The sequence below is a fragment of the Duganella sp. Root1480D1 genome (assembly GCF_001427305.1).
Taxonomy (GTDB): Bacteria; Pseudomonadota; Gammaproteobacteria; order Burkholderiales; family Burkholderiaceae_D; genus Rugamonas.
The window spans coordinates 1-25,282 of the sequence record NZ_LMFZ01000014.1; the positions used below are offsets into that span (position 1 = coordinate 1).

General features: G+C 58.0%; 22 protein-coding genes. 14 read left to right on the forward strand and 8 right to left on the reverse strand.

Features of this window, described 5'->3' with window-relative positions; translation table 11 throughout:
• Nucleotides 1–473 precede the first annotated feature (473 nt).
• Nucleotides 474–1,718 carry an IS256 family transposase gene (locus tag ASD58_RS16195; RefSeq protein WP_156401318.1) on the forward strand — a complete coding sequence of 415 codons (1,245 nt, stop codon included), beginning with the start codon at nucleotides 474–476 and terminating at the stop codon, nucleotides 1,716–1,718.
• A 71-nt stretch (nucleotides 1,719–1,789) separates the two neighbouring features.
• Here ASD58_RS16195 and ASD58_RS16200 read toward each other — a convergent pair whose 3' ends face one another.
• Together ASD58_RS16200 and glmS are read right to left on the reverse strand one after the other, a co-directional pair.
• Nucleotides 1,790–2,170, reverse strand: a complete 381-nt coding sequence (locus tag ASD58_RS16200; RefSeq protein ID WP_156401312.1) for a hypothetical protein — start codon at nucleotides 2,168–2,170, stop codon at nucleotides 1,790–1,792.
• Nucleotides 2,171–2,469: 299 nt separating this feature from the next.
• Complete coding sequence (glmS, locus tag ASD58_RS16205) at nucleotides 2,470–4,299, reverse strand: glutamine--fructose-6-phosphate transaminase (isomerizing) (RefSeq protein ID WP_057262213.1); 1,830 nt, start codon at nucleotides 4,297–4,299, stop codon at nucleotides 2,470–2,472.
• Between the two features lie 129 nt (nucleotides 4,300–4,428).
• Between glmS and ASD58_RS16210 the strand changes: the two genes are divergently transcribed.
• Nucleotides 4,429–4,887: an Lrp/AsnC family transcriptional regulator gene (locus ASD58_RS16210; RefSeq protein WP_057262214.1), complete on the forward strand. Its 459-nt coding sequence runs from the start codon at nucleotides 4,429–4,431 to the stop codon at nucleotides 4,885–4,887.
• A 328-nt stretch (nucleotides 4,888–5,215) separates the two neighbouring features.
• Complete coding sequence (locus ASD58_RS16215; protein ID WP_057262215.1) at nucleotides 5,216–5,812, forward strand: ACP phosphodiesterase; 597 nt, start codon at nucleotides 5,216–5,218, stop codon at nucleotides 5,810–5,812.
• Here the strand turns inward: ASD58_RS16215 and glmU are convergent.
• Complete coding sequence (gene glmU, locus ASD58_RS16220; RefSeq protein WP_057262216.1) at nucleotides 5,775–7,172, reverse strand: bifunctional UDP-N-acetylglucosamine diphosphorylase/glucosamine-1-phosphate N-acetyltransferase GlmU; 1,398 nt, start codon at nucleotides 7,170–7,172, stop codon at nucleotides 5,775–5,777. The genes ASD58_RS16215 and glmU overlap by 38 nt on opposite strands.
• A gap of 30 nt (nucleotides 7,173–7,202) precedes the next feature.
• Between glmU and ASD58_RS16225 the strand changes: the two genes are divergently transcribed.
• The 5 genes from ASD58_RS16225 (at nucleotide 7,203) to ASD58_RS16245 (ending at nucleotide 10,171) form a co-directional block, all read left to right on the forward strand.
• Nucleotides 7,203–8,069 carry a DUF6279 family lipoprotein gene (locus tag ASD58_RS16225; RefSeq protein WP_057262217.1) on the forward strand — a complete coding sequence of 289 codons (867 nt, stop codon included), beginning with the start codon at nucleotides 7,203–7,205 and terminating at the stop codon, nucleotides 8,067–8,069.
• Between the two features lie 36 nt (nucleotides 8,070–8,105).
• A complete protein-coding gene (gene rsmD, locus ASD58_RS16230) occupies nucleotides 8,106–8,690 on the forward strand; it encodes a 16S rRNA (guanine(966)-N(2))-methyltransferase RsmD (RefSeq protein WP_082565462.1) in 585 nt (194 codons plus the stop codon).
• A gap of 36 nt (nucleotides 8,691–8,726) precedes the next feature.
• Nucleotides 8,727–9,218 (forward strand): pantetheine-phosphate adenylyltransferase, encoded by a 492-nt coding sequence (gene coaD / locus ASD58_RS16235; RefSeq protein ID WP_057262219.1) that lies wholly within the window; start codon nucleotides 8,727–8,729, stop codon nucleotides 9,216–9,218.
• Nucleotides 9,219–9,230: 12 nt separating this feature from the next.
• The gene (locus tag ASD58_RS16240) at nucleotides 9,231–9,485 is read left to right on the forward strand and encodes a YfhL family 4Fe-4S dicluster ferredoxin (protein ID WP_057262220.1); all 255 of its coding nucleotides are present in this window, start codon (nucleotides 9,231–9,233) and stop codon (nucleotides 9,483–9,485) included.
• Nucleotides 9,486–9,547: 62 nt separating this feature from the next.
• Nucleotides 9,548–10,171 (forward strand): chalcone isomerase family protein, encoded by a 624-nt coding sequence (locus ASD58_RS16245; protein WP_057262221.1) that lies wholly within the window; start codon nucleotides 9,548–9,550, stop codon nucleotides 10,169–10,171.
• A gap of 19 nt (nucleotides 10,172–10,190) precedes the next feature.
• Here ASD58_RS16245 and ASD58_RS16250 read toward each other — a convergent pair whose 3' ends face one another.
• On the reverse strand, nucleotides 10,191–10,454 hold the full coding sequence (locus ASD58_RS16250; protein ID WP_229207329.1) for a hypothetical protein: 264 nt from the start codon (nucleotides 10,452–10,454) through the stop codon (nucleotides 10,191–10,193).
• Nucleotides 10,455–10,556: 102 nt separating this feature from the next.
• On the opposite strand from ASD58_RS16250, the gene ASD58_RS16255 reads away from it, so the two are divergent.
• Nucleotides 10,557–11,525 (forward strand): LysR family transcriptional regulator, encoded by a 969-nt coding sequence (locus ASD58_RS16255; protein ID WP_057262223.1) that lies wholly within the window; start codon nucleotides 10,557–10,559, stop codon nucleotides 11,523–11,525.
• A gap of 56 nt (nucleotides 11,526–11,581) precedes the next feature.
• On the opposite strand, the gene ASD58_RS30575 is transcribed toward ASD58_RS16255, so the two are convergent.
• Together ASD58_RS30575 and putA are read right to left on the reverse strand one after the other, a co-directional pair.
• Nucleotides 11,582–12,385 (reverse strand): transposase, encoded by an 804-nt coding sequence (locus ASD58_RS30575; RefSeq protein WP_082565454.1) that lies wholly within the window; start codon nucleotides 12,383–12,385, stop codon nucleotides 11,582–11,584.
• An 81-nt stretch (nucleotides 12,386–12,466) separates the two neighbouring features.
• Nucleotides 12,467–16,096: a trifunctional transcriptional regulator/proline dehydrogenase/L-glutamate gamma-semialdehyde dehydrogenase gene (gene putA, locus ASD58_RS16270; RefSeq protein ID WP_156401313.1), complete on the reverse strand. Its 3,630-nt coding sequence runs from the start codon at nucleotides 16,094–16,096 to the stop codon at nucleotides 12,467–12,469.
• A 233-nt stretch (nucleotides 16,097–16,329) separates the two neighbouring features.
• On the opposite strand from putA, the gene ASD58_RS16275 reads away from it, so the two are divergent.
• Nucleotides 16,330–16,785, forward strand: coding sequence for an Lrp/AsnC ligand binding domain-containing protein (locus ASD58_RS16275; RefSeq protein ID WP_028103394.1), 456 nt, complete (start codon nucleotides 16,330–16,332; stop codon nucleotides 16,783–16,785).
• Here ASD58_RS16275 and ASD58_RS16280 read toward each other — a convergent pair.
• Nucleotides 16,778–17,482 carry a 5'-methylthioadenosine/adenosylhomocysteine nucleosidase gene (locus ASD58_RS16280; RefSeq protein WP_057262227.1) on the reverse strand — a complete coding sequence of 235 codons (705 nt, stop codon included), beginning with the start codon at nucleotides 17,480–17,482 and terminating at the stop codon, nucleotides 16,778–16,780. The two genes, ASD58_RS16275 and ASD58_RS16280, sit on opposite strands and share 8 nt — an antisense overlap.
• 223 nt (nucleotides 17,483–17,705) lie before the next feature.
• Nucleotides 17,706–20,666 carry an EAL domain-containing protein gene (locus ASD58_RS16285; RefSeq protein ID WP_156401314.1) on the reverse strand — a complete coding sequence of 987 codons (2,961 nt, stop codon included), beginning with the start codon at nucleotides 20,664–20,666 and terminating at the stop codon, nucleotides 17,706–17,708.
• Between the two features lie 307 nt (nucleotides 20,667–20,973).
• Here ASD58_RS16285 and ASD58_RS16290 point away from each other — a divergent pair, with 307 nt between their 5' ends.
• From ASD58_RS16290 to ASD58_RS16305, 4 genes are read left to right on the forward strand one after another with little or no spacing between them, the layout of a single operon-like run.
• Nucleotides 20,974–22,575 carry a GMC family oxidoreductase gene (locus ASD58_RS16290; protein ID WP_057262229.1) on the forward strand — a complete coding sequence of 534 codons (1,602 nt, stop codon included), beginning with the start codon at nucleotides 20,974–20,976 and terminating at the stop codon, nucleotides 22,573–22,575.
• Between the two features lie 18 nt (nucleotides 22,576–22,593).
• Nucleotides 22,594–23,355, forward strand: a complete 762-nt coding sequence (locus ASD58_RS16295; RefSeq protein WP_057262230.1) for an ABC transporter ATP-binding protein — start codon at nucleotides 22,594–22,596, stop codon at nucleotides 23,353–23,355.
• Complete coding sequence (locus ASD58_RS16300; RefSeq protein ID WP_057262231.1) at nucleotides 23,352–24,056, forward strand: ABC transporter ATP-binding protein; 705 nt, start codon at nucleotides 23,352–23,354, stop codon at nucleotides 24,054–24,056. The genes ASD58_RS16295 and ASD58_RS16300 overlap by 4 nt, the downstream gene beginning before the upstream one ends.
• A 26-nt stretch (nucleotides 24,057–24,082) precedes the next feature.
• Complete coding sequence (locus ASD58_RS16305; RefSeq protein ID WP_057262232.1) at nucleotides 24,083–25,279, forward strand: ABC transporter substrate-binding protein; 1,197 nt, start codon at nucleotides 24,083–24,085, stop codon at nucleotides 25,277–25,279.
• Nucleotides 25,280–25,282 lie beyond the last annotated feature (3 nt).

Genomic DNA, 25,282 nt, shown 5'->3' on the forward strand with positions numbered 1-25,282 from the left:
ATTGCCACCATTTTAGCGAAACCTTGCAAATCTCAGCAGTGATTTTTGAGCGTTTCGCCTTTAGAATCGGGCGGTATGGGATTATTCAAGGCCGACTATCTACATTGCCCACGATGGCATCCTCGCCTGGTGAGCTGACCGTGTCAGGGTCCTTTCGTTTGGAGGTTTCATCGTTTTGGAAGTAGAAATGATTCGTCAGACCATTGAGCAAATACGGAGGGTTAGTACAGAAAAGGACTCGCGCCTGTATAGGAGCATCCGTAATTTCGCGCCTAAGGAAGCGTGACCTGGCGTTTCAAGTAATTGAAGCTCTAGTTTCGACTGAAAAGCGTCCAGATATACATGGCAAACGAAATCTACGATAGGGCGAAATAAGCTACGGTTGGTCTTGGCCGGACGCGAGCCTGTCAGAATTTTAGTGTGAATCTGGGGTCATGAAATAATACCGAAAGGGATTGTCCATGACCGATGCAATGACCACGAAGAAGCCAAAAACCAAGAAGCAGTACCCGTTTCCCGTTGAACTGATCGACCAGCTGTTAGCCCAGGTCGAGAACAAGGACGCCGAGTCTATTCTCGGGGAGTCAGGGCTGGCTGGCCAGCTCAAAAAGATGCTGGCCGAGCGCATGCTGACAGCCGAGCTGTCCCACCATCTCGTCACCGAAGGCGACTCCAAGAACCACCGTAACGGCAAGAGCCGCAAGACCGTGCTCGCGCCAGGTGGCGAGCTCGAATTGGAGATCCCGCGTGACCGTCTTTCCAGCTTTGAGCCGAAGCTGGTCGCGAAGCACCAGCGCCGTATGCCTGGCTTCGATGACCATGTGATCGGCATGTATGCGCGTGGTATGACCGTGCGCGAGATCCAGGCCCATTTGCTGGAGCTGTACGGCACCGAAGTGTCGCCCGACCTGATCTCGACCATCACCGACGAGGTCATGGATGAAGTGACGCAATGGCAGCAGCGGCCACTGGAGACGATGTACCCGATCGTCTATTTTGATGCGCTGCGCCTGAAAATCCGCGACGAAGGCACCGTCAAGAACAAGGCGGTGTACCTGGCGCTGGGCATCCGCGCTGATGGCCGCAAAGAAGTGCTGGGACTATGGATCGAACAAACTGAAGGCGCCAAGTTCTGGCTGAAGGTTTTCAACGAGCTGCGCAACCGTGGGCTGGAAGACATTCTGATCGCAGTCGTCGATGGCCTGCGCGGCTTCCCTGAAGCGATTGAAGCAGTGTTTCCGCAAGCGCAAATCCAGACCTGCATCGTGCATCTGATCCGCAACTCGATGACGCTGGCATCCTGGAAGGACCGCAAGGAGCTCGCCGCTGCGCTTAAGCCGATCTATCAAGCCGCGAATGCCGATGCAGCAGCGGCGGCGTTAGACGCCTTTGCAGACGGCCCGTGGGGACAGCGCTTCCCGACCGTGCCGGCGATGTGGCGACGTCAATGGGAACAGGTGATTCCGTTCTTCTCGTACCCGCCTGAAGTGCGTTCGATCATCTACACTACGAACGCTATCGAGAGCCTGCATATGCGTTTGCGGAAGATCGTCAAGAACCGTGGTCACTTCCCGAGTGACGAGGCAGCAACCAAATTGCTGTATCTGGCCTTGCGCAATATCGAAAAAGATTGGAAGATGCCGCAGCGGACCTGGAAGATGGCCGCCAACCAGTTTGCCATTCTGTTTGGGGAACGCTTCACCAACGCGATCAATTAACTACGAACCGCGACCCCGGCACACAAAATTCCTGACAGGTCCCCGGACGCTTCCGCGACTGTGTATTGCTTTCATTCTAACTTACAGAAGACGGCAGAAATTCCAATACGCAGACACTCGGCTTCGGCTTGAGCAACCTCGAAATCCAAAAAATATCCAAGATCCCATGTAAGCCTACCCGCATTGTGCTGCACTTCCAACCTAGCAGGCTCAAAGCGCTCGGCGAACGCAAGTACCTTCTTCAGCTTCAGTAGGGATTTGAGGGCATCAATTCCTGGCTGAATCGTAGCAGTGCCGATGAACAGGTGATGCGTCCGCAGCCCTGGTACATCGATGAGATAGTGACAGTGAACTGCAAGCTCATTTCCACACGCTTTGCAGCACCATATCTCCAGCGCGGACTTTTCCACCGGCAAAGCAAAGTCAGAATTACCGCATCTATTGCATTTCATGTGACGCCAATATCGAGTTGATCACCGATCTTTTGCACTGGTATCCGCTAGCAATCTGACTGAATTTTTAACAGTAGCCGCCCAGTTTGGCCCATGCATTTCCGGCAAGTGTAGCAGCCTGAGTTGCTCATGACCTCAAGCTGCGTTGGGCTCAAGTACGAAAAAGGGGCGCCGTTATATCAGCGCCCCAGTCTAGTTGCCCAGCAAATTGTCAAACTTTATTATTTTTTGTCAGACTTTATTATTTTTTGTCAGACTTTATTATTTTCTACAGCTCGCAGCTATATCATCCAGATGAATTACTCAACAGTGACCGACTTCGCCAGATTGCGCGGCTTGTCGACGTCCGTGCCGCGGGCCAGGGCGGTGTGGTAGGCCAGGAGCTGCAGGGCGACCACGTGCAGGATCGGGGACAAGTGGCCGTAGTTTTCCGGCAGGCGGATCACGTGCAGGCCGTCGCCCGATGTGATGCGCGAGTCGACGTCGGCGAAGACGTAAAGTTGACCGCCGCGGGCACGCACTTCCTGCATGTTCGACTTCAGTTTCTCCAACAGCGCGTCGTTCGGGGCGATGGTCACAACGGGCATTTCGTCGGTCACCAGCGCCAGCGGGCCGTGCTTCAGTTCACCGGCTGGATAGGCTTCGGCGTGGATGTAGGAGATCTCTTTCAGCTTCAGCGCGCCTTCCAGGGCGATCGGGTAGTGCATGCCGCGGCCCAGGAACAGGGCGTTTTCCTTGCGTGCGAATTCTTCGGCCCAGGCGATGATCTGCGGTTCCAGCGCCAGCACGGCGGCGATGGCGGAAGGCAGGTGGCGCATGGCTTTCAGGTGCGCGGATTCCTGCTCTTCGGTCAGCAAGCCGTTCACTTGCGCCAGGCTAAGGGTCAGCAGGAACAACGCAGCGAGCTGGGTGGTGAAGGCTTTGGTCGATGCCACGCCCACTTCCACGCCCGCGCGGGTGATGTAGGCCAGTTTGCACTCTCGTACCATGGCGCTGGTCGACACGTTGCAGATGGTCAGGGTGTGCTCCATGCCCAGGCCGCGCGCGTGCTTCAGGGCGGCGATGGTGTCGGCGGTTTCGCCGGACTGGGAGATGGTCACCACCAGGGTCTTTGGATTCGGCACGCTGTCGCGGTAGCGATATTCGGAAGCGATTTCCACGCTGACCGGCACCTTGGCGATCGATTCGATCCAGTACTTGGCGGTCAGGCCGGCGTAATAGCTGGTGCCGCAAGCCAGGATCAGCACGCGGTCGATTTCCTTGAACACTTTGTAGGCCCCGTCGCCGAACAGCTCCGGCATCACGCCGGTTACGCCTTCCAGCGTGTCACCGACCACGCGCGGCTGCTCGAAGATCTCTTTCTGCATGAAGTGGCGGTATGGACCCAGCTCCGCGGCGCCGGTGTGGGCGTGCACGGTCTTCACTTCGCGATTCACTTGCTTGCCGTTGACGTCGACAATCCAGACGCGGCCCAGTTGCAGGTCGACCACGTCGCCTTCTTCCAGGTAGATGATCTGGTCGGTGGTACCGGCCAGCGCCATGGCGTCGGAGGCGACGAAGTTTTCACCCTGGCCGATGCCGACGATCAGCGGGGAACCTTGGCGCGCGGCGACCACGCGGTGCGGCTCTTCGCGGCAGAACACGGCAATGGCGTAGGCGCCATGCAGGCGCTTGACGGCGTGCTGCACGGTGTCGAACAGGTCGCCGTTGTACATATGGTCGACCAGGTGGGCGATCACTTCGGTGTCGGTCTGACTGGTGAAGACATAACCCAGGGCGGTCAGTTCGGCGCGCAGTTCGTCGTGGTTTTCGATGATGCCGTTGTGGACCAGGGCGATGCGGGCGGCCGATTCGCTTGGGGAGAAGTGTGGGTGGGCGTTGTGGGAGGCTGGGGCGCCGTGGGTGGCCCAGCGCGTGTGGGCGATGCCGGTGAAGCCGTTCAGGCCACCTTCATTAATCTGCTTTTCGAGGTCGGCCACGCGGGAGGTGCTGCGGGAACGCTGCAATTTTCCATCCAGGTGCAGGGCGACGCCGCAGGAGTCGTAGCCGCGGTATTCCAGGCGCTTCAGGCCTTCAACCAGGATAGGGGTGATATTGCGCTGGGCTACAGCGCCGACAATACCGCACATACGCGACCTCGTTCTTTAAAAGTTAATGAGTGCATGCTAGAGCAGGTATGAAGAAATTTGCTTTCTCATTTCGATATAGTGTGAAAGAATATTTCTCAGTACATATCATACGAAATATTATTTCAAATTATGGGTTTTGATGAAATTGATCGTCGCATTCTGAACGCTTTGCAGAAGGATGCTTCCCAAACCAACGCCGAACTGGCCGCTGCGGTACACGTTTCGGCGCCTACCTGTTTGCGCCGGGTCAAGCACTTGCGCGATTCCGGCGTGATTGAGCGTGAGGTCGCCTTGGTCGCCCCGGATAAGGTGGGTTCGCACCTGACGGCGGTTGTGGAAATCTCCCTGGATATCCAAGCCTCTGAACGCATGGGGGAATTCGAGGCACTGGTGGCGCCGGAGCCGGCCGTGCTGCAATGCTACCGCGTCTCGCCGGGGCCGGATTTTGTCTTGATCGTGCAAGTGGCGGATATGCCGGCCTATCATGCACTGGCCCACCGCTTGTTCGCTGGCCAAGCCAATGTACGCAATGTCAAAGCTTACTTTTCCACTTTCCGCAGCAAGTTTGAAACCAGCATTCCGGTCTGAGCCAGTTATCCCGGCTTATACCCGGCTAAGCACAGGCTTATACACATCTTTCTCCACAGCGCGGCGCAGGATAAATCCAGTTATCCTGCAATCTGCACCGTATATCCTCATGTTTTCCGCAGGATTTTCCACATCCTTATCCACAGATTTGAGTTATCCCGGGTTGTTAGCTTGTATTCCCCAGGCTTTTCCACAGAACCAGTGGATTGGCGGGCTGTGTGGATAATCCAGGCATTCCGGTTGCCGCTTATCCAATGCTTTTCCTATGGTTTTCAGGCGGAATTGCACTGGCTTTTACACATCTTTATCCACAGCGCTAGAATGGGGCATGAACTACCTCGCACATATCTACCTGGCGCGCCATAGCGAAGCCGCAATGGTCGGCGCGATGCTGGGCGATTTCGTCAAAGCGAACGGCGGCGACCACTACGCGCCGGAGATTGCGAACGAGATTGCGCTGCACCGGTTTATCGATTCGTTCACGGATAGCCACCCGGTCGTGACCGAGGCCAAAAGCTTGTTCACCGAGGGCCGGCGGCGTTATGCGGGCATCGTGCTGGATGTGTTCTACGACCATATCCTGAGCCAGCGCTGGGATGACTATTGCGAGGAGCCGCGCAAGGAGCTGATCGAGCGCTTTTACGGCGCCCTGGCGGCGCATGAGGGGCAGTTGCCGGAGCGGCTGCGCGAAATCCTGCCCAAGCTGATCAAGCAGGACTGGCTGGGTGCATACGGGGAGTTCAGCGGGGTCGAGCTGGCGCTGACCCGCATGTCGGACAGGTTAAGCCGCAACGGCCACCTGCTGCGCGAGGGCATCGGGGAAGTGCAGCAGCACTACGAAGCGATCGCGGATGGATTCGATCGCTTCTTCCCCGAGCTGGTGAAATTTACTTACCAGCGCCGCCGCCAGTTTTCGGTTGCTTGACTGGGCGCTTCCAGCCTTCGACCGTCAACTGCTTGGGGCGCGAGATGGTCAGCTTGCCTGCTGGCGCATCCTTGGTCAGCGTCGTGCCTGCGCCGATCGTGGCGCCCGCGCCCACTGTCACCGGGGCCACCAGCTGGCTGTCGCTGCCGATAAAGGCATCGTCTTCAATCACGGTGCGGAATTTGTTCGCGCCATCGTAGTTGCAGGTTATCGTGCCGGCGCCAATGTTCACGCGCGAACCAACGGTAGCATCCCCAACATAGGCCAGGTGGTTAGCCTTCGAATGCGCGGCAACCTGGCTGTTCTTGATCTCGACGAAGTTACCCACATGGACATCCTCGCCCAGTTCGGTGCCAGGGCGCAGGCGCGCGTATGGACCGATCTGGCTCTTGTTGCCCACCACCGCTTCTTCGATATGGGTGAAGGCCTTGATATTGGCGCCAGCGCCGATGCGCGCATTAATCAGCACGCAGTTCGGGCCGATGGTCGCGCCTTCGCCGATTTCAACCTTGCCTTCGAAGACGCAGCCCACGTCGATGGTCACGTCGCGGCCGCAAGTGAGTTCGCCGCGCACGTCAATGCGGGCCGGGTCGGCCAGTGTCACCCCTTTGTCCAGCAGGCAGTTGGCGACGTTGCGCTGGTAGATGCGTTCCAGTTCGGCCAGTTGCGCCTTGCTGTTCACGCCCAGCACTTCCCATGGTGCGGCAGGGTGGGCGGAGACGACTTGCACGCCTTCTTCCACAGCCATGGCGACGATATCGGTCAGGTAGTACTCGCCTTGCGCGTTTTCGTTTTTCAGCTTGCCCAGCCACTGTTTCAACTTGGCAGTAGGGATCACCATGATGCCGGAATTGATTTCCTTGATCATGCGCTCGGCTTCTGTGGCATCCTTCTCTTCAACGATGCGCTGGATGGCGCCGCCCACGCGGACAATGCGGCCCAGGCCGAACGGGTTGTCCTGCACCACGGTCAGGATGCCCAGTTTGTCCTTGCCAGCAGCTTCGGCCAGGCGTTTCAACGATGCGGCGGAAGTCAGCGGCACATCGCCGTACAGCACCAGGGTCGGCTGGTCATCGTCGAGGTGCTCCAGGCCTTGCTGGACTGCGTGGCCAGTGCCGAGCTGCGGCTCCTGCAGCGCAGCCGAGATCTCGGTGCCGGGAATTGCCTTGTGCTTGTCCAGCGAAGCCAGCACCGCTGCGCCGCCGTGGCCGTAAATGACGCACAATTTAGCCGGAGACAGGCTGCGCGCGGTGTCGATGACGTGAGACAACAGGGACTTGCCAGCTACGGGATGCAACACTTTTGGCAGCGCCGACTGCATGCGCTTACCCATGCCGGCGGCGAGAATGACGACGTTCATAGACCGTAGTTTTCTTGTGTGAGTTAAAAGATGAAAAAGTTTAACACGTGCATCGTGCTGGCTTTTGCCATTCTGCTCGCAGCGTGCAGCTCCCTGCGCCTGGCATATAACAACGGCGACACCCTGCTGTACTGGTGGCTCGACGCCTATGTCGATTTCGACAGTGAGCAAAAGGCGGAGGTCAAGCAGGATATCGGAGAGTTCTTCCGCTGGCACCGCAAGACCCAGCTACAGGACTACGTGCAATTCCTGCAAAAGGCCCAGCACCAGTTGCGCGGCAATCCGACGCAGGCCGACCTGATGGCCGACTATGTGGATATCCGCGACCGCACCGAGGCGCTGCTGCTGCGCTCCGCGCCCGATATCGCAGAACTGGCGCTATCGCTCAAGCCCGATCAACTGGAAAGCATCGAGAAGAAGTTCGCCAAGAACAACGCCAAATTCCGCAAAGAGAATATGAAGGGCGACACGCAGGACCAGAACAAATTCCGCTTCAAGAAATCGATGGAGCAGTTCGAGCTGTGGTTCGGCGGTTTCAGCGACGAGCAGGAAGCCATTATCCGCAAGGCCTCGGACGCGCGGCCACTGAATAATGAGTTGTGGCTTGACGAACGCATGCGGCGCCAGCTCAAGATCATGAACCTGGCGCACAAGATCATGACCGAAAAACCGAGCAAGCAAGTGGCCACGCAATGGATAGAGGAGTTGATCCGCTCGGGCTTTGACCGCTTCGGCTTCCCGGATCGCAAAGCCTTCTTCGACAACTACACGCAATCGACGGTGGAACTTGTCCACACCGTGGTGCGCATCTCCACGCCGGAACAGAAAGCCCACGCGCAAAAGCGCATGGATGGCTGGATCAAGGACTTGAATACCCTTGCGGCGCAAGTGCATTGAGCCTTGCCGCTTGGGCGGCATGAGATAATGCCGGCCATGCAAAAAAAGAAAGTCCCCAACCAGGTCCGCATCATTGGCGGCGACTGGAAGCGCACGCCATTGCCCGTATTGGAAGCACTGGGCCTGCGCCCAACGCCTGACCGCGTGCGCGAAACCGTCTTCAACTGGATCAACCACCTGCACGATGCCGCCTGGAGCGACACCCAGGTACTGGACCTGTTTGCCGGCAGCGGCGCCCTCGGTTTCGAAGCCGCCAGCCGCGGCGCGGCCAAGGTCATCATGGTCGACGCCAACAGCGCGGTAGTGCGCCAGCTTGAAGCCAACCGCGAAAAACTGAAGGCCGCCAACATCGCCATCCAGCGCGGCGATGCCATGGCCACCGCGCAGTCGCTGGCCGGCCGCGGCGCAAAGTTCGACCTGATCTTCCTCGACCCGCCTTATCAGCAAGGCTTGCTGGAGCGCGCGCTGCCATTGTGCCGCGCGCTGCTCAAGGATGGCGGCCTGGTTTATGCCGAGGCGGAAGCGCCGCTGGCTTTTGATGGCTGGGAAGTGGTGCGCGCCGATAAAGCAGGCATGGTGTACTTCCACCTGCTTCAGGCATTGCCTGAAAATGAGGCATAATTCTTCTTTGTTCTAAGCCAAACGCATGGAGTTGCAATGGTTGTAGCAGTTTATCCGGGTACTTTCGACCCGCTGACCCGGGGTCACGAAGACCTGGTGCGCCGCGCATCGGGCCTGTTTGACACGTTGATCGTCGGCGTGGCCGACAGCCAGAACAAGCATCCCTTCTTCACCCTCGAAGAACGGCTGGAAATTGCCAACGAAGTGCTGGGCCATTATCCAAACGTCAAAGTTGAGAGTTTTTCAGGCCTGCTGAAAGACTTCGTGCGCGAACACGATGCGCGCGTGATTGTGCGCGGCCTGCGCGCCGTGTCGGACTTCGAGTTTGAGTTCCAGATGGCGGGCATGAACCGCTACATGCTGCCGGACGTGGAAACGCTGTTCCTGACCCCATCCGACCAGTACCAATTCATCTCGGGCACCATCGTGCGCGAGATTGCCGAGCTTGGCGGTGACGTATCCAAGTTTGTTTTCCCGTCCGTCGACCGCTGGCTTCGCAAGAAGATTGCAGCGCGCAAGGGCGAATAAGAGAGTATTGCCATGGCTTTAATGATTACCGACGACTGCATCAATTGCGATGTGTGCGAGCCCGAGTGTCCGAACGACGCCATCTACATGGGTCCGGAGATCTACGAAATTGATCCCAACAAGTGCACCGAATGCGTCGGACACTTCGACGAACCGCAGTGCCAGCAAGTTTGCCCAGTCTCCTGCATCCCTTTCAACCCCGATTGGAGGGAGAGCAAGGACCAACTGTTGGCAAAATTCGCGAAATTGCAGGCAGATAAGAACTGATGCCTCCCAAAAACGGTAGCCCTGCGTTATATTGCACGAAGATACTGATAATTGGAGACAAAATGAGTGTTACTCGTCGTAAACTTTTACAAACTGCTACAGCTTTCGCCTTTTTAGCCGCCAGCAGCCTGCCTGCATTCGCCGCCGAAGTGGCTGGCGTGAAGTTCCCGGAAGTGGTTTCCGTCGCCGGGCACGACCTCAGGCTGAACGGCGCCGGCGTGCGCACCAAGCTGGTGTTCAAGGTCTACGCCGTGGGCTTCTACCTGCAAGAAAAGAAGACCACCGTGCAGGACGTGCTGGCTGTAGGCGGCCCGCGCCGCATCCGCATCGTCGCCATGCGTGACTTGAGCTCGGACGACTTCGGCATGGCCTTCATGAAGGGCCTGAACGACAACGTCAGCGCGGAAGAACGTACCAAGCTGCTGCCGCAGACCAAGGCTTTCGGTGAGATTTTTGCCCAGTTCCCTGGACTGAAGAAGGGTGACGAGCTGCTCGTCGACTGGACTCCAGGCGCCGGTTCCCAGGCTTACCTGAATGGTAAGAAGGTCGGCGAATCGCTGCCGGACCAGGCGTTCTTCAACGCCATCATGCGTATCTGGATCGGCAACAAGCCGGTGGATACTTCGTTGAAACCGAAACTGCTGTCGGGCGCGGACAAACCGGCTCCGGCCCCGGAAACGAACTGATTGCTGCGCTGCGGAAGGCTTACGCGCGGCAGGCCATCGCTCGCAGTTCTGCGACGTGGCTAGGCGAGCCTTCCATCGAATTCAGCATACGCTTGAACATCATGGTGTCGCGCATCAGGCGGCGCTGCAAGCGTTCCTCTTTGCTCAACTTTGGCTTAACGACAAGCACGGCTGCGCGGGCGATACCACGCAGCAGCGGCTTGAACACGACAGCCAGCGCCAGCGCCAGGATCACCAGCGGCAGGTACTGCGCGAATTCGATGATGTTAATGTAAGTAGACATGGCGGTTTCACTACCTTTAGAATCTATTGGTACTATAGTGCGCCGCAACATATAACGCCAATTCCGTTTCTCCATAACAATCATTATTGGTGTGAATGACCGATGAGCTTTCTGACCCTGGACCTGAATCTGCTGCGCGTTTTCGACGCGGTAATGACTGAGCAGAACCTGACGCGCGCTGCCGGCCACCTGGCCATGACGCAGCCGGCGGTGTCGAACGCCATCAAACGCCTGCGCGAAAGCCTGGGCGACGACTTGCTGATCCGCACGGCCTACGGCGTAAAGCCGACCCCGCGGGCGGAAGCGCTATGGCCGCAGGTGCGCAGCGCGCTGGCCTCGCTGGAGGCTGCGGTAACGCCTGGTACTTTCGACGTCTCCAAGACCCATGCCACCTTCCGCATGGCGATGGCTGACGCGACGGCGGCTTTCTGGCTGCCTTCCCTGATGCGCTCGATCGAACGCGAAGCGCCAGGCGTGAATATTCGTATGGTTCCTTTGACAACGCGCGAACCGCGGCCAATGCTGCTGCGCGGCGATATCGACCTGGCGGTCGGCTTCTTTCCTGGCGTCGCGGCGCAGTTGATGAGTGAACCGAGCTCGCCGATTCGCCATGAACGCCTGTATTCGGGGATTTACGTCGCCGTGATGCGGCGAGGGCACCCGCTGGCCAAGCAAGACCTCACGCTGGACAATTATTGCGGCGCCAACCACCTGCTGGTCAGCTTCTCCGGCCGTGCGCATGGCCTGGTGGACGAAGCGCTGGCCCAAATCCAACGCGAACGGCGCATCCTGTTGACGGTGAACCAATTCTTCACCGCCGGCCGCGTGGTGGCCAATAGCGACCTGATCACGGTGCTGCCGAAGCACCTGATCGCCTCGACCGGCATGACTGACGCGCTGATCTACAAAGAGCTGCCATTCCAGCTGCCAGCCGTGCACCTCGACATGCTCTGGCACGAACGCGACGCCCGCAGCCCAGCCCACAAATGGCTGCGCGGCCACCTCGAGAGCATGAACGCGATCGCCCAGAAAACTGCTCCTGGCACCAATCCCAAGAACGACACCTACTAAGGTTACGGCTGGGCTCGTGTCACACCATGGGGTCACACCCCAAGTGTGACACGGCTTCATCCGTTGTCTGGTCCAAAACGGGCAATCGCCCTGGCAACTGTCCGGATCGACACGCCGAAATGCTTCGCGATTTCCTGGCGCGTATAGGCGCCGGAGTGAAACGCACGCGCCATGGCTTCGTCGTGATTTGGGCAAATCGCAGCGTAGGTGACCAGGGGGTGAGCAGCTTCCGATTGCGGATTGGGACGTTCTCGATGAAATTGCAGGGGATTGGGCAGATCGATACCGTTCGCAACAAATTCCTTGTACGCGGCGATTCTTTGGCTCTGGTCGCCTGATCCAAATTGCGAAAGCAGCCAGCAGGTTTCGAGCCAATTCGGCGCTTCGTCGGGATTGAGGTAGTGCTGATGACTGCTCCAAGGCCAATCGACTGCGTCACTCACAAGCCTGGCTCGTACCGGATTGAGGCAGATATAGCGTGCCACCGCGAGCATCTGCTCGCTCCTTGCCACATTGACTGCGTGAAATCGGCCTTGAATAACGTGACCGGTTAATCCGTGCCGATGGTTGAAATGCTGACAATACGTGGCATTCAGCTGATGCATGGCTTCCGACAAGTTGGCATGAACCGTTTCCATCAACAGGTGGTAGTGGTTCGGCATCAGACAAAAGGCATGTATCTTAAGCTCGTGTTTGTCGACGGTTTCAGCCAAAGTGTCGAGCCAAATCAAGTGATCTCGCCGGTCATGATAAATGGCAGCGCGACGATTCCCACGTGAAGTTACGTGGTAGATCGCTCCAGGGAATACAACGCGGCGCGCTCGGCTCATGCCAGGAACGCTAGCATCGACATGAGCCATGCATGCTGACGAAAATCAAACAGTTGAGCCCGTGTCACACTTGGGGTGTGACCCCAAGGTGTGACACGAGGTGAGCCGTGGTTAGGCGTCGAGGGTCATCAGGCTGGCGTTGCCGCCGGCGGCGGTGGTGTTGACGCACAGGGCGCGTTCGGCCACCAGGCGCCACAATGGGATCTCGCCTTCTTCCGTCGTGTCGATTACCGAGACGATCGCGCCGTCGCGGGCGGCCAGTTCCGGCCGCAACTTGGCGCCGAGGCTCGATTCCACCAGTGCGATCTGGAAGTCGGCCTTGGCCAGGTCGGTTGCAGCTATCGTCTGGATCGCGGCTTTCACTTCGGCTGGCAGGTCTGCCGGCACGCTGCCTTCGACTACCAGCGCGCGGTTGCCGGTCGAGAGGGCGGCTGCAACCTGGTTCAGCAGCACTTCGGCATGCGATGCGAAGCAGGCGATATTGCCGCGTGGGACGTAAGCCAGCGTATTGCGCTCGCCAGTCGGGCCTGGCAGGGCAATCAGGCTACCGACTGGGGTAGTGCGGGCATAGCTTTCGATATGCGCGGCCAGGCGGGCTTTGCCTTGCGCCTTGGCCCATGCGGCCAGCGAGTCGATCGCCGGCACGGCCAGGCGCTCATGGCGTTCCAGGGTGACGGCTGCACGCTGCAGGCGCTTGAGGTACAGCGGGCCGCCTGCTTTCGGGCCCGTGCCGGATTTGCCTTCACCGCCGAACGGCTGTACACCGACCACCGCACCGACGATATTGCGGTTCACGTAGATATTGCCTACGTGCGCGCTGGAAGTGATGTAGTCGATGGTTTCGTCGATACGGGAGTGCACGCCCAGGGTCAGGCCAAAGCCGCTGCCGTTGATCTGTTCGATCACTTTTGGCAGTTCCGAGCGCTTGTAGCGGATCACGTGCATCACCGGGCCAAACACTTCCTTGGTCAGTTCGGACAGGGAGCCGATTTCCAGCACGGTCGGCGGCACGAAGGTGCCGGCATCTGCATCCGGCACTTCCAGCGAGAAGCTGGCCTTGGCGTGTGCTCGCACCTTTTCGATGTGCGACAGCAGGTTTTGCTGCGCTTCCTTGTCGATTACGGGGCCGATGTCGGTCACCAGGCGGTCCGGCGAGCCGACACGCAGCTCCTTCATCGCGCCTTTGAGCATCTTGATGGTCTTGTCGGCGATGTCTTCCTGCAGGAACAGCACGCGCAGGGCGGAGCAGCGCTGGCCGGCGCTGTCGAAGGCGGACGAAATAGCATCGCCCACCACCTGTTCCGGCAGCGAGGAGGAGTCCACGATCATCGCGTTCTGGCCGCCGGTTTCGGCGATCAGCGGAATGTCCACATTTTCAGCGGCGGCGCGCTTAGCCAAAGTGCGGTTGATCAGTTGCGCCACTTCGGTGGAGCCGGTGAAGATCACGCCTTTGACGCGCGAGTCATTGCACAGGCCTGCACCAACCACTTCGCCGCGGCCCGGCAGGAATTGCAGCGCTGCGCGCGGTACGCCGGCTTCGTGCAGCAGTTCCACTGCGCGCTGGGCGATCAGTGGGGTTTGTTCTGCTGGTTTTGCCAGCACCACGTTGCCGGCAGCCAGAGCGGCGGCGGCCTGGCCGGTGAAAATCGCGAGCGGGAAGTTCCATGGGCTGATGCAGGTCACAGGGCCCAGCGCCAGCATATTGGTGGAACCGCGCACCTGCACCGCGTAGTAGCGCAGGAAGTCGACCGCTTCGCGTACTTCGGCAATTGCGTTTGGCAGCGATTTGCCGGCTTCGCGCACGGCCAGCGCCATCAGTTCCAGCTTGTGGGTTTCGAACAGGTCGGCGGCGCGTTCCAGGCAGGCGGCGCGTTGCGACGGTTCGGTGGTTTGCCAGTCCATGGCGAACTGGCTGGCGGCGTTCAGGGCGTTGTTGACGTCTTCTGCGGTCGCTTCGGTCACGGAGCCGACGACGTCGTCCTTGCGGGCCGGGTTGATGACCGGCTGCGCAGCCTGGCCGGCGCTGGCTTCAACGGCCAGCAAAGGGCCGGCAGTCCAGCTACGCGGTTGTGCCAGCGCCAGCGACACTTCGCGCAGCACGTCTTCGTTGGCGAAGTCGATACCGGTGGAGTTTTTGCGTTCGGTGCCGAACATGTCCAGCGGCAGGGCGATGCCGGTGTGCGGCACGCCATTCAATGTGCGCGCAGCTTCGATCGGATTGGTGATCAGGGAGTCAACCGGGATGCTTTCGTCGACAATCTGGTTCACGAACGAGGAGTTGGCGCCGTTTTCGAGCAGGCGGCGTACCAGGTAGGCCAGCAGGGTTTCGTGCGAGCCGACCGGTGCGTAGACGCGGCAAGCCTTGTCCAGGTTTTCGGCGCCGACCACCTGGTCGTACAGGGTTTCGCCCATGCCGTGCAGGCACTGGAATTCGTAACCTTGAATGCCGTCGCGCTTGGCCCAGGTGTAGATCGTGGACAGGGTTTGCGCGTTGTGGGTCGCGAACTGTGGATAAATCACGTCGGTCGCTGCCAGCAGCCGTTGTGCGCAAGCCAGGTAGGACACGTCGGTGTAGACCTTGCGGGTGTAGACCGGATAGCCAGGCATGCCGTCAACCTGGGCGCGCTTGATCTCGGCATCCCAGTAGGCGCCTTTCACCAGGCGAACCATGAACTTGCGGCCGCTGCGCTTTGCCAGGTCTACCAGGTAGTCGATCACGAATGGGCAGCGCTTCTGGTAAGCCTGCACCACGAAGCCAATGCCTTCGAAACCTTCGAGTTCTGGGTTGAAGGCCATTGCTTCCATCAGGTCGAGCGACAATTCCAGGCGGTCGGCTTCTTCTGCGTCGATATTCAGGCCAATGTTGTAGCCTTTGGCCAGCTTGGCCAATGCGTTCAGGCGCGGCAGCAATTCGGACATCACGCGTTCGCGTTGGGCGCGGCTGTAGCGCGGGTGCAGGGCGGACAGCTTGACAGAAATGCCAGGGCCGTTGCGGATGCCGCGTCCATTCGATGCCTTGCCGATGGCGTGGATCGCTTTTTCGTATGCGGCGTAGTAGTTGGCTGCATCGGCTTCGGTTAGCGCTGCTTCGCCCAGCATGTCGTAGGAGTAGCGGTAACCGCGGGCTTCGTTGTCCTTGCCGTTCTTGATCGCTTCGTCGATGGTCTGGCCGGTCACGAACTGGTTGCCAAGCATGCGCATGGCGAGGTCGACGCCTTTACGGATCAGCGGTTCGCCACCTTTGGCGATCAGGCTGGTGATGGCCGAACCAAGGCCTTCTTCACTGGAAGAGCTGACCAGTTTGCCGGTAATCAGCAGGCCCCAGGTCGCTGCATTCACGAACAGGGAAGGCGATTCGCCCAGGTGCTTGCGCCAATCGCCTTTGGAGATCTTGTCGGCGATCAGGCGGTCGGCAGTTGCGGAGTCAGGAATGCGCAACAGAGCTTCAGCCAGGCACATCAAGGCGACGCCTTCTTCGGACGAAAGCGAGAATTGATGCATCAAGGCATCCACACCGGAAGAACGGGTGCGTTTTTCACGAACGGCGGTCACCAGGCGCTTGGCCAGGGACTGCGCTTCTTGCGTAGTTTCCGGCGAACCGACGTTAATTTGCGACAGAAGCCATTGCACAGCAGTTTGTTCGTCGCGGCGATATGCAGCGGTAATGGCGCTGCGCAGCGGAGTCGGATCTCGCAGGATTTCCGCCTGAAGTGCGGCGAACGGAGTGGTGTTTAGATGCATGAACGTCTCTTTCAAATGCATGGTTGTCTCTATTGGCGAGTATGTAAAGAATTGTTTGGTACCTACGAAAACACGCCCGGCAAACCCTGTTTGCGCGGGCGTGTTGTGCAGTGCAACTAATGATTCGATTGTACGGTGGATTCGCTCGGATTAATTCTGGTAATACTTATTACTAGCAATAGATAGTTTTTGGTGAGAGAATTTGACCGAATAAAATTAATAGTGGGGATGTAATGCTGGACAAGATCAGTAAGAAGATTCTGGCCGAGTTGCAGAACGATGGCCGGATCAGCAACGTGGAACTGGCTGCGAGAGTGAACCTGTCGCCTGCCGCTTGCCTGGAGCGAGTGCGAAAACTGCACGAAGCGGGCTATATCATGGGTTATACGGCGCAGCTGAACCCGCAGCTACTGGACGTTTCGTTGCTGGTGTTCATAGAAGTTGTGCTGGATCGCACTACGCCGGAGGTGTTCGATGCCTTCAAGCATAGTGTCCAGCTCATTCCCGAGGTTCTGGAATGCCATATGGTTGCCGGCGGCTTTGACTACCTGGTCAAGGCTCGCGTGAAGGATATGGCAGCTTATCGAGAGTTCCTTGGTAAAACTTTGCTGCAGAAGGGTGTACGCGAGACGCACACTTATGCGGTGATGGAAGAAGTCAAAAACACCACCAAACTGCCGATCAAGTAAGCGATTTGCAGAAATTCTGGATGACGCCATAGGCGTAGCGAGCGGCGACGGTTTGCACGAAGTGCATGAAATCCGTCGCCGCTTCTTCATTGGCGTTGTCCGAAATCGTCCTCATGATTGCAAAGGGTATTCCCAGCTCGTGACAGACCTGGGCTACCGCTGCTCCTTCCATTTCCACTGCCAATAAATCAGGCAGTGCGTCTTTCAGGGTTTCCAGATGGGCCCTATCCTTGATGAATTGATCCCCGCTACCGATCAGGCCGCGGTGTACTTGTGCATTGTTTTGCAGGAATTCCCGGGTTGCCAGGCTCAGTTTCAGGCTCAATTCGCGGTCTGTAGGCATGCGCGAGAGCCCAGTTAGCGGGATTTCGAAGCGAGGGAATAGCGGACTGGCATCAAAATCGTGTTGAGCCAGAGAATCGGCGACGACGACGTCTCCAATTCGAACCCCCAAGTCTGCAGAACCGGCAACGCCGGTAAAAATAATGTGGGTAACGTTGAACTTCTCCACAAGCGTTGCAGCTGTCACTGCAGCAGCAACCTTCCCAATTCGCGATAAAACAGCCACAGAATCGATTTTCCAGAGTTTTCCGGCTGTGTAATCACGCTTACCGTGGATGAGCTTGTAGGGGCTCTCCATGGCTTCCAGTAGACCTTGCTGTTCTTCTGCCAAGGCTGAGATGATCCCGAGACGCATGCGCGAGTTGTCCTCTATTTATTTAAAGTTGTATACGTAAGGATAGTAGTAGATAGTAAACGCGACTCTGTCTGTGGATAAAGCTGTTAACATCCACAGAATCAGAAGTTTACGAATTGTAGAACTGGCTGGACAAGAACTGTGTGTAAACCGGATGAGTTCTGAACAAATTTTGTGCGTGAACTCAAAAACGGTGTTTACGCACATTCGATCCTGTGGATATTCATTGACTTATCAACAGTCGATGCAGTTTTTCAGCAGAAATTGGCTCTCCGAACAGGTATCCCTGCCCAAAATCGCAGCCTGCCGCCATCAAAATGTCCAGTTGGGCTTCGTTTTCCACCTTTTCCGCGATGACTTTGATGTCGAGCTTGTGCGCCATGGTGACAATTGCCTCGCACAGGAGCTGGTTGTCGCTGAAACTGGTGTCGAGCTTGAGGAAATCGATCTTGAAACGCTTCAGGAAGTTCAGGGACGAGTATCCGTGCCCAAAATCGTCCAGGGAAATTTGCAGACCAGCGTCCCTGAGCGATTGCATCCGCTGAACGACCTCCCGGTTGGCTTCCAATAGCAACCCTTCCGTAATTTCGATCACCATCGAACGTGGCGAAAGTGCCTGTTCGCGCAGCAGTTCCAGCCAATGTTCAACTCCTACCGCTTCGTGGCGGAATTGCCAAGCTGACTTGTTCACGCAGACTTTAAAGCCGTTGCCAAAGCTGGCTGCCATGGCTGCTGCTTCCTGGAACACCCATTCGCCTATACCGGCGATGACGCCTGTATTTTCGGCAACGCCTATGAATTCAGCTGGCTTGAGCAAACCGCGCAGAGGGTGCTCCCAGCGAATCAAGGCTTCGGCCATTTCGACTTTGCCTATTGCCAGGTTGCGGATAGGCTGGAATAGCAGGCGTAACTCCTTGTTTTTCAAAGCGCTGCGTAGCTCGTTGGCGAGCTCGATGCGCATTTGGCTGGCTTCCTGCATGAAGGGGGCGAAGTAGTTGAAGCGGTTGCGGCCCTGCTGCTTGGCGAGATACATGGCCTGGTCGGAATTTTTGATTAGTACTTCGGCGTTGTCTCCGTCGTCCGGGAACAGGGAAATGCCTACGCTGCCCGAGATATGGGCGATTTCGTGTTTCAGCTCAAACGGCCTGGCCAGGCTATGCAGGATCTCCTGCACGATTCTGACGACGTCGCCTGGTTCTTTGAGTTCGCTCAGGATAACGGTGAATTCATCGCCTCCAAGACGGGCCACGGTGTCGGTATTGCGCACGCATTGCAGCAAGCGCTCTGCTACTTGCTTAAGCAGGATGTCGCCAAAGTCGTGGCCAAGCGTATCGTTGACGGTTTTGAAGCCATCGAGGTCGATGAAGATCAGTGCCATTGGTAGCTGGTCGCGTGCCGCTTTTTTAATCTCCTGGCGCAGGCGATCGTTAAACATGCGCCGGTTGGGCAGGCTGGTGAGGCCGTCGAAGTTTGCCTGTTTCCAGATCGCTTCCTCGGTCGCCTTTTTCTTCGTAATGTCGGTGAACAGCGCGACGTGGCGCAGCACATTCCCCTTGTTGTCGAAGACGGTGTTGAAGCGCAGAGAGACCAGGTAGTGGTCGCCGTTCTTGTGCTGGTGCCAGATTTCGCCTTCCCAGTAGCCGGTGTGGGTGATGGTCTGGCGCATTCGGCTGTAGAACTTGATGTCCTGGTGGCTGGAAGTCAATTCATAGGCGAGGTGGCCAATGACTTCTTCGGCTGTGTAGCCGCTGATCTGGGAGAAGGCTGGGTTGACCGACAAGATCCTGCCTTCCGCATCGGTCACCATCATGCCTTCGCTGGCGTTCTCGTACATCAGCGTGGCCAGTTTGCTGGACTCTTCGTGGCGCTTTCGTTCGGTGATGTCTTCTGCCATGACGAACAGGCCAACTACTTTTCCATGTTCATCGCGGTCCGGCACGTAAGTAATGGCATCGCAGCATTCCTGGTCTTTGCGTTGCATGCCGCGCTCGAAATGGACTGTTGCGCCGGCAAAGGCACGCTCCAGGTGAGGCTTGGTTTCCGAGTACAGGTCGGCGGGAAGGGCTTGCTGCAGGTTTTCACCGCTGCCGTAGATTTCGGCAAAACGGCGATTTTTGAAGGAGTAATGCTCGTCGCGGTCCATGTAAGCGATCACGATTGGCAGGTTGTCGGCAATCAGGCGTAAGCGCTGTTCGCTGTTGGCCAGTTTCTTTTCGGTTTCGGTCGATATTGCGTAGAGCGCGCGGTCTTCGGCTGCGGCAAAAGAGCGCAAGGCATAAATCATCGCGGCGACGATCAGCGTGAAGATCAGGAATAGGGCGACGCCGGCAATCAGGAACTGCCGCTGCGAGATCAGCGCCAGGCCGACATTTGAACTGCCGACTGTAACCACCAGGGGCAGGTTTGGCAGTTTGCGGTAACTGGCGATACGGGACTTTTTGTCTATAGGGCTGACCGTTTCGATTGTGCCGATCGGATTGTCGCCAAAGGCCTTGTAGACGTTGGAATCGCGAATGTCGCGGTTGAAGGTTTGGTCAAAAAGAGGGGCGCGAGCAACGATATGTCCATTGGTGTGGAACAAGGTGACCGTGACGTCCTCGCTCAGGCGTGAGTTTTCGAAGGTTTCAGCAAGGCGGCTGGCATCCACCGGAGCCACGATCACCCCCAGGAATTTGCCGTTAGCGTCTTCAACCCTGCGGCTAAGGAAGAAAAGCCGCAAATTTGAGATGCGGCCACGGGTTGGTTCACCGACAAACAACTCGTTTCCGGGTTTGAGTTGGGCCTGGAAGTAGTCGCGGTCTGCATAGTTGATCCCTTTGACGGCGATTTCGCGCGAGCTGGCTATAGCAAAGCCGTTTGGGTCCAGGAAGGTTATCCAGAAGCTGTTACCGAAAGAAGCTCCTCGTGAGGAAAGCAGGCGTTCGGCTGTCTGCGGAGTGGAAGGGGTGACTCTGATTGCATTGGCAAAACCAAGCAAAGCGATGTCCGAAAGCTGGATGGAACTCTGGACCTGGGCTTCTATCGCGCGCGCATAGTGTTGGGTCTGCTGGCGAATTGCCTGTTCCCGGTCGCGAGCGGAAGAAGCGAGCTGCCAGGCTACGACTGCCGTGGCGAGCAAGGCGAGCATGAGCATTGTGACGAGCAATCGCCTGCGAAAGCGTCGATAGGCGTCGGTAGTCGACAAGAGCCCCTCCAGGCGAATTGCATGGAACAACTTGCTTGTTCAGTATAGGTGGAGAGTTTTGTTTACGTTAGATTAGTGTGTATACAAAGTAGTAATGGTTGTTAACAACCCCGGTTTTCTGTGGATAAGTGCACCTTGCGGAGAAAAATCAGGGGTTTACGAGCTGTATAAGCGGGCGCGTAAACCTTGCGTGAGCTGCGAACTGTTTTTGGACAATTTTGGGCGGTTTTCGGGAAGTCTTGTTTACTCACAAACGGTGCCTGTGGATATTCATAGCGTTATCCACAGCTTCGAACCAGGAGAAAGCTTGGAATCTGCGGGCCAGTTTGACTACATCATCGTGGGCGGAGGAACGGCAGGCTGCGTCCTCGCAAACCGCCTGACGCTAAATCAAAAAAACCAGGTTCTATTGATCGAAGCGGGAGGTAAGGACGATTACGTCTGGATCCACATCCCGGTCGGTTACCTCCATTGCATCAATAATCCGCGCACGGACTGGCTGTTTCGCACCGAACCGGACGCCGGGCTGGGCGGCCGTAGTCTGATTTATCCGCGCGGGAAGGTCCTTGGCGGCAGTTCTTCGATCAACGGCATGATCTATATGCGGGGACAGGCCAGTGATTACGACCAATGGGCTGAGATGTGCGGCGATCCACGCTGGCGCTGGTCGGAAGTGCTGCCGCTGTTTCGCAAGAGCGAAGATCATCATGGCGGTGCTTCGGATTTCCACGGTGCCGGCGGTGAATGGCGAGTAGAAAAGCAGCGTTTGCGGTGGGATATTCTCGACGCGTTCCGCGATGCGGCGGAGCAGACCGGCATCCCGAAGATTGAGGATTTCAACCGCGGCGACAATTTCGGCTGCTCCTATTTCGAGGTGAACCAGAAGCGTGGCATCCGCTGGAATACGGCGAAGGCATTCCTGCGTGCCGCCACCGGGCGCCCTAACCTGACTCTGATGACGGGCTGCCACGTGGAAAAGCTAGTGCTGGAGGAGGGGGGGTGCAAAGGCGTCATATTTACCGGCGGCGGTACGCGTTGGAACGCAGGGGCGCGCGAAACCTTGCTGGCGGCTGGGGCGGTCGGTACGCCGCAAATTCTCCAGTTATCGGGCATCGGGCCTGCGGATGTGCTGGCGCAGGCGGGTGTCCAGCCCGTGCACGATTTGCCGGGCGTTGGCGCCAACCTGCAGGATCACCTGCAGCTGCGCATGGTGTTCAAAGTCGAAGGTGCGCGGACCCTGAACACGCTGGCGGCGAGCTGGCTTGGCAAAGCGCGCATCGGCCTTGAATATGCGCTGTTCCAGAGCGGGCCGATGTCGATGGCGCCTTCGCAAATGGGTGCGTTTGCGCGTTCCGGTCCTGAGCAGCTCACACCGAACCTGGAATATCACGTGCAGCCCTTGTCTCTCGAACGTTTTGGCGAACCGCTGCACGACTTCCCTGCTTTCACGGCCAGCGTCTGCAACCTGCGGCCAAGCTCGCGCGGCCATGTTCGGATAGCTTCCGCCGACTCCTACGCGCCCCCGAAAATCACACCGATGTACCTGAGTACCGATGAAGACCGGCGCGTCGCTGCGGCTGCGCTGAACCTCACGCGCAAGATCGTTTCGGCGCCGGCGTTGGCGAAATACAGGCCGGAAGAATGCAGACCCGGTGTGCATTTTCGCACCGACGAGGAGTTGGCCGAGGCGGCGGGGTCCATTGGCACCACGATTTTCCACCCGGTCGGCACCTGCAAAATGGGCCGCGTGGATGACGTTTCGGCCGTGGTTGACAGCGAATTGCGGGTGCGCGGCGTGCGCGGTTTGCGCATCGCCGATGCTTCGGTGATGCCGACCATTACTTCCGGTAACACGAATTCCCCGGTAATCATGATTGCGGAAAAGGCAGCGCTTTTGTGTATGATCTAGCAAAACCGGGGAGACGCAATGTCCGACTTCATCTTGGAAACAAAGAGTTTGACCAAGGAGTTCAAGGGATTCACCGCTGTCGCCAACGTGGACCTGCAAGTCCAGCGTGGGCATATCCATGCCTTGATCGGCCCGAACGGCGCCGGCAAGACGACCTGCTTTAACCTGCTGACCAAATTCCTGGTGCCGACCTCGGGCCAGATCCTCTTTAACGGCAATGACATCACCTCGCACAAGCCTGCACAGATTGCACGGATGGGGGTGATTCGTTCGTTCCAGATTTCCGCTGTCTTCCCTCACCTGACCGTGCTTGAAAATGTGCGCATCGGCTTGCAACGCAAGCTCGGTACGACCTTTCATTTCTGGCGCAGCGAACGCTCATTGGAGCAGTTGAATGGCCGCGCGATGGAGCTGTTGGCGGAGGTCGACCTGGCTTCGTTCGCCGATACGCTGACGGTCGATATGCCTTACGGCCGCAAGCGCGCCCTTGAAATCGCCACGACGCTGGCGATGGAGCCTGAACTGATGCTGCTGGACGAACCCACGCAGGGCATGGGACACGAGGACGTGCATCGCGTGACGGAGCTGATCAAGAAGGTTTCTGCCGGCCGCACCATCCTGATGGTGGAGCACAATATGAGCGTCGTGTCCGGCATTTGCGATCGCATCTCGGTGCTGCAGCGCGGCGCCGTGCTTGCCGAAGGACCGTATGAACAAGTATCGAAGAACCCGCAGGTGATGGAAGCCTATATGGGAACCGAAGCCGGGGTGGGCGCATGACGGCCGCGCTGGAGATCAGCCAGCTCCAGGCCTGGTACGGCGAGTCGCACATCCTGCATGACGTTAACCTGAACGTGAACCACGGCGAAGTGGTGACGCTCCTTGGTCGCAATGGCGCGGGGCGGACCACCACGCTGCGCGCCATCATGGGCCTGACGGGAACGCGCAAGGGCTCGATCCGCATCAACGGACAGGAAGCAATCGGCCTGTCCACGCACAAGATTGCCCACCTGGGAGTCGGTTATTGTCCCGAAGAGCGCGGCATTTTTTCCTCACTGACCACCGAAGAGAACCTGCTATTGCCTCCAGCGCTGAAAACCGGGCAGGGCATGTCGGTCGAAGAAATCTACGAGATGTTCCCGAACCTGAAGGAGCGCCGCACCAGCCAGGGCACGCGCCTGTCGGGCGGCGAGCAGCAGATGCTGGCGGTAGCGCGCATCCTGCGAACCGGCGCGCGCTTGCTGCTGCTGGATGAAATCTCGGAAGGGCTGGCGCCCGTCATTGTGCAAGGCCTGGCGCGCATGATCCGCACGCTGAAAGCCAAGGGGTATACGGTTGTGATGGTCGAACAGAATTTCCGGTTCGCGGCGCCGCTGGCGGATCGGTTTTATGTCATGGAACACGGTCGGATTGTCGAGAGTTTTGCGTCATCGGAATTGGATGCCCGCATGCCGGTATTGACCGAGCTGCTGGGCGTTTGAATATCAAAACTGAAAACGGAGACACTATGAAACGCAACGCCATTGCCTTTGCTGCAGCCCTTTGCACCTTCAGCTGCGCACATGCCCAGATTTCCGGCGACACCATCAAGATTGGCTTCATCACCGATATGTCAGGCGTCTACTCAGACATTGATGGGCAGGGCGGAGCGGAAGCGATCAAGATGGCGATTGCCGATGCCGGCGGCGCGATCAACGGCAAGAAGATCGAATTCGTTTTTGCCGACCACCAGAACAAGGCTGACATTGCCGCGTCCAAAGCGCGCGAATGGTTCGACCAGCAGGGCGTGGACATGCTGGTAGGCGGCACCAATTCCGGCGCCAACCTAGCGATGGCGAAAGTAGCTGCAGACAAGAAGAAGGTCTTCATGGTCATTGGCGCCGGCTCCTCGCGCCTGACCAACGAAGAGTGCACGCCTTATACGGTGCATTACGCCTACGACACCGTGGCATTGGCGCGCGGTACCGGCGCCACCATGGTCAAGCAGGGCGGCAAGAACTGGTACTTCCTGACCGCCGATTACGCCTTTGGCCATTCGCTGGAGAAGGACACGACCGAGGTGGTCAACAAGTCCGGCGGCAAGGTGATCGGCAATGTGCGCCACCCCTTCCCTGGCACTGATTTTTCGTCCTTCCTGATGCAGGCTTCTTCTTCCGGCGCACAGGTGCTCGGCCTGGCGAATGCAGGCGGCGATTTTATCAACTCGGTCAAGGCGGCCAATGAATTCGGTGTGGCGAAGAAGATGAAGATGGCGGGCCTGCTGGTGTTCATCAACGACATCCACTCGCTGGGCCTGAATGCTACCGCCGGCATGTACCTGACCGACGGCTGGTATTGGGACATGAATGACACCACGCGTGCCTGGTCCAAGCGCTACTTCGCGAAGATGAAAAAGGAGCCGTCGATGCTGCAGGCGGGCGATTATTCCGCTGCTACGCAATACCTGGCAGCCGTGAAGGCCGTGGGCAGCGACGATGCCGACAAGGTGATGGCGAAGCTGAAGTCCACCACCATCAAGGACGTGTTCACCAACAACGGCGTGATCCGCCCGGACGGCCGCATGGTGCACGATATGTACCTGATGGAGGTGAAGAAGCAATCCGAATCCAAGTACCCATGGGATTACTACAAGGTCGCGGCAACGATCCCGGGCGACCAGGCCTATATGTCCAAGGCCGAATCCAAGTGCGCCCTGTGGAAGTAAGCT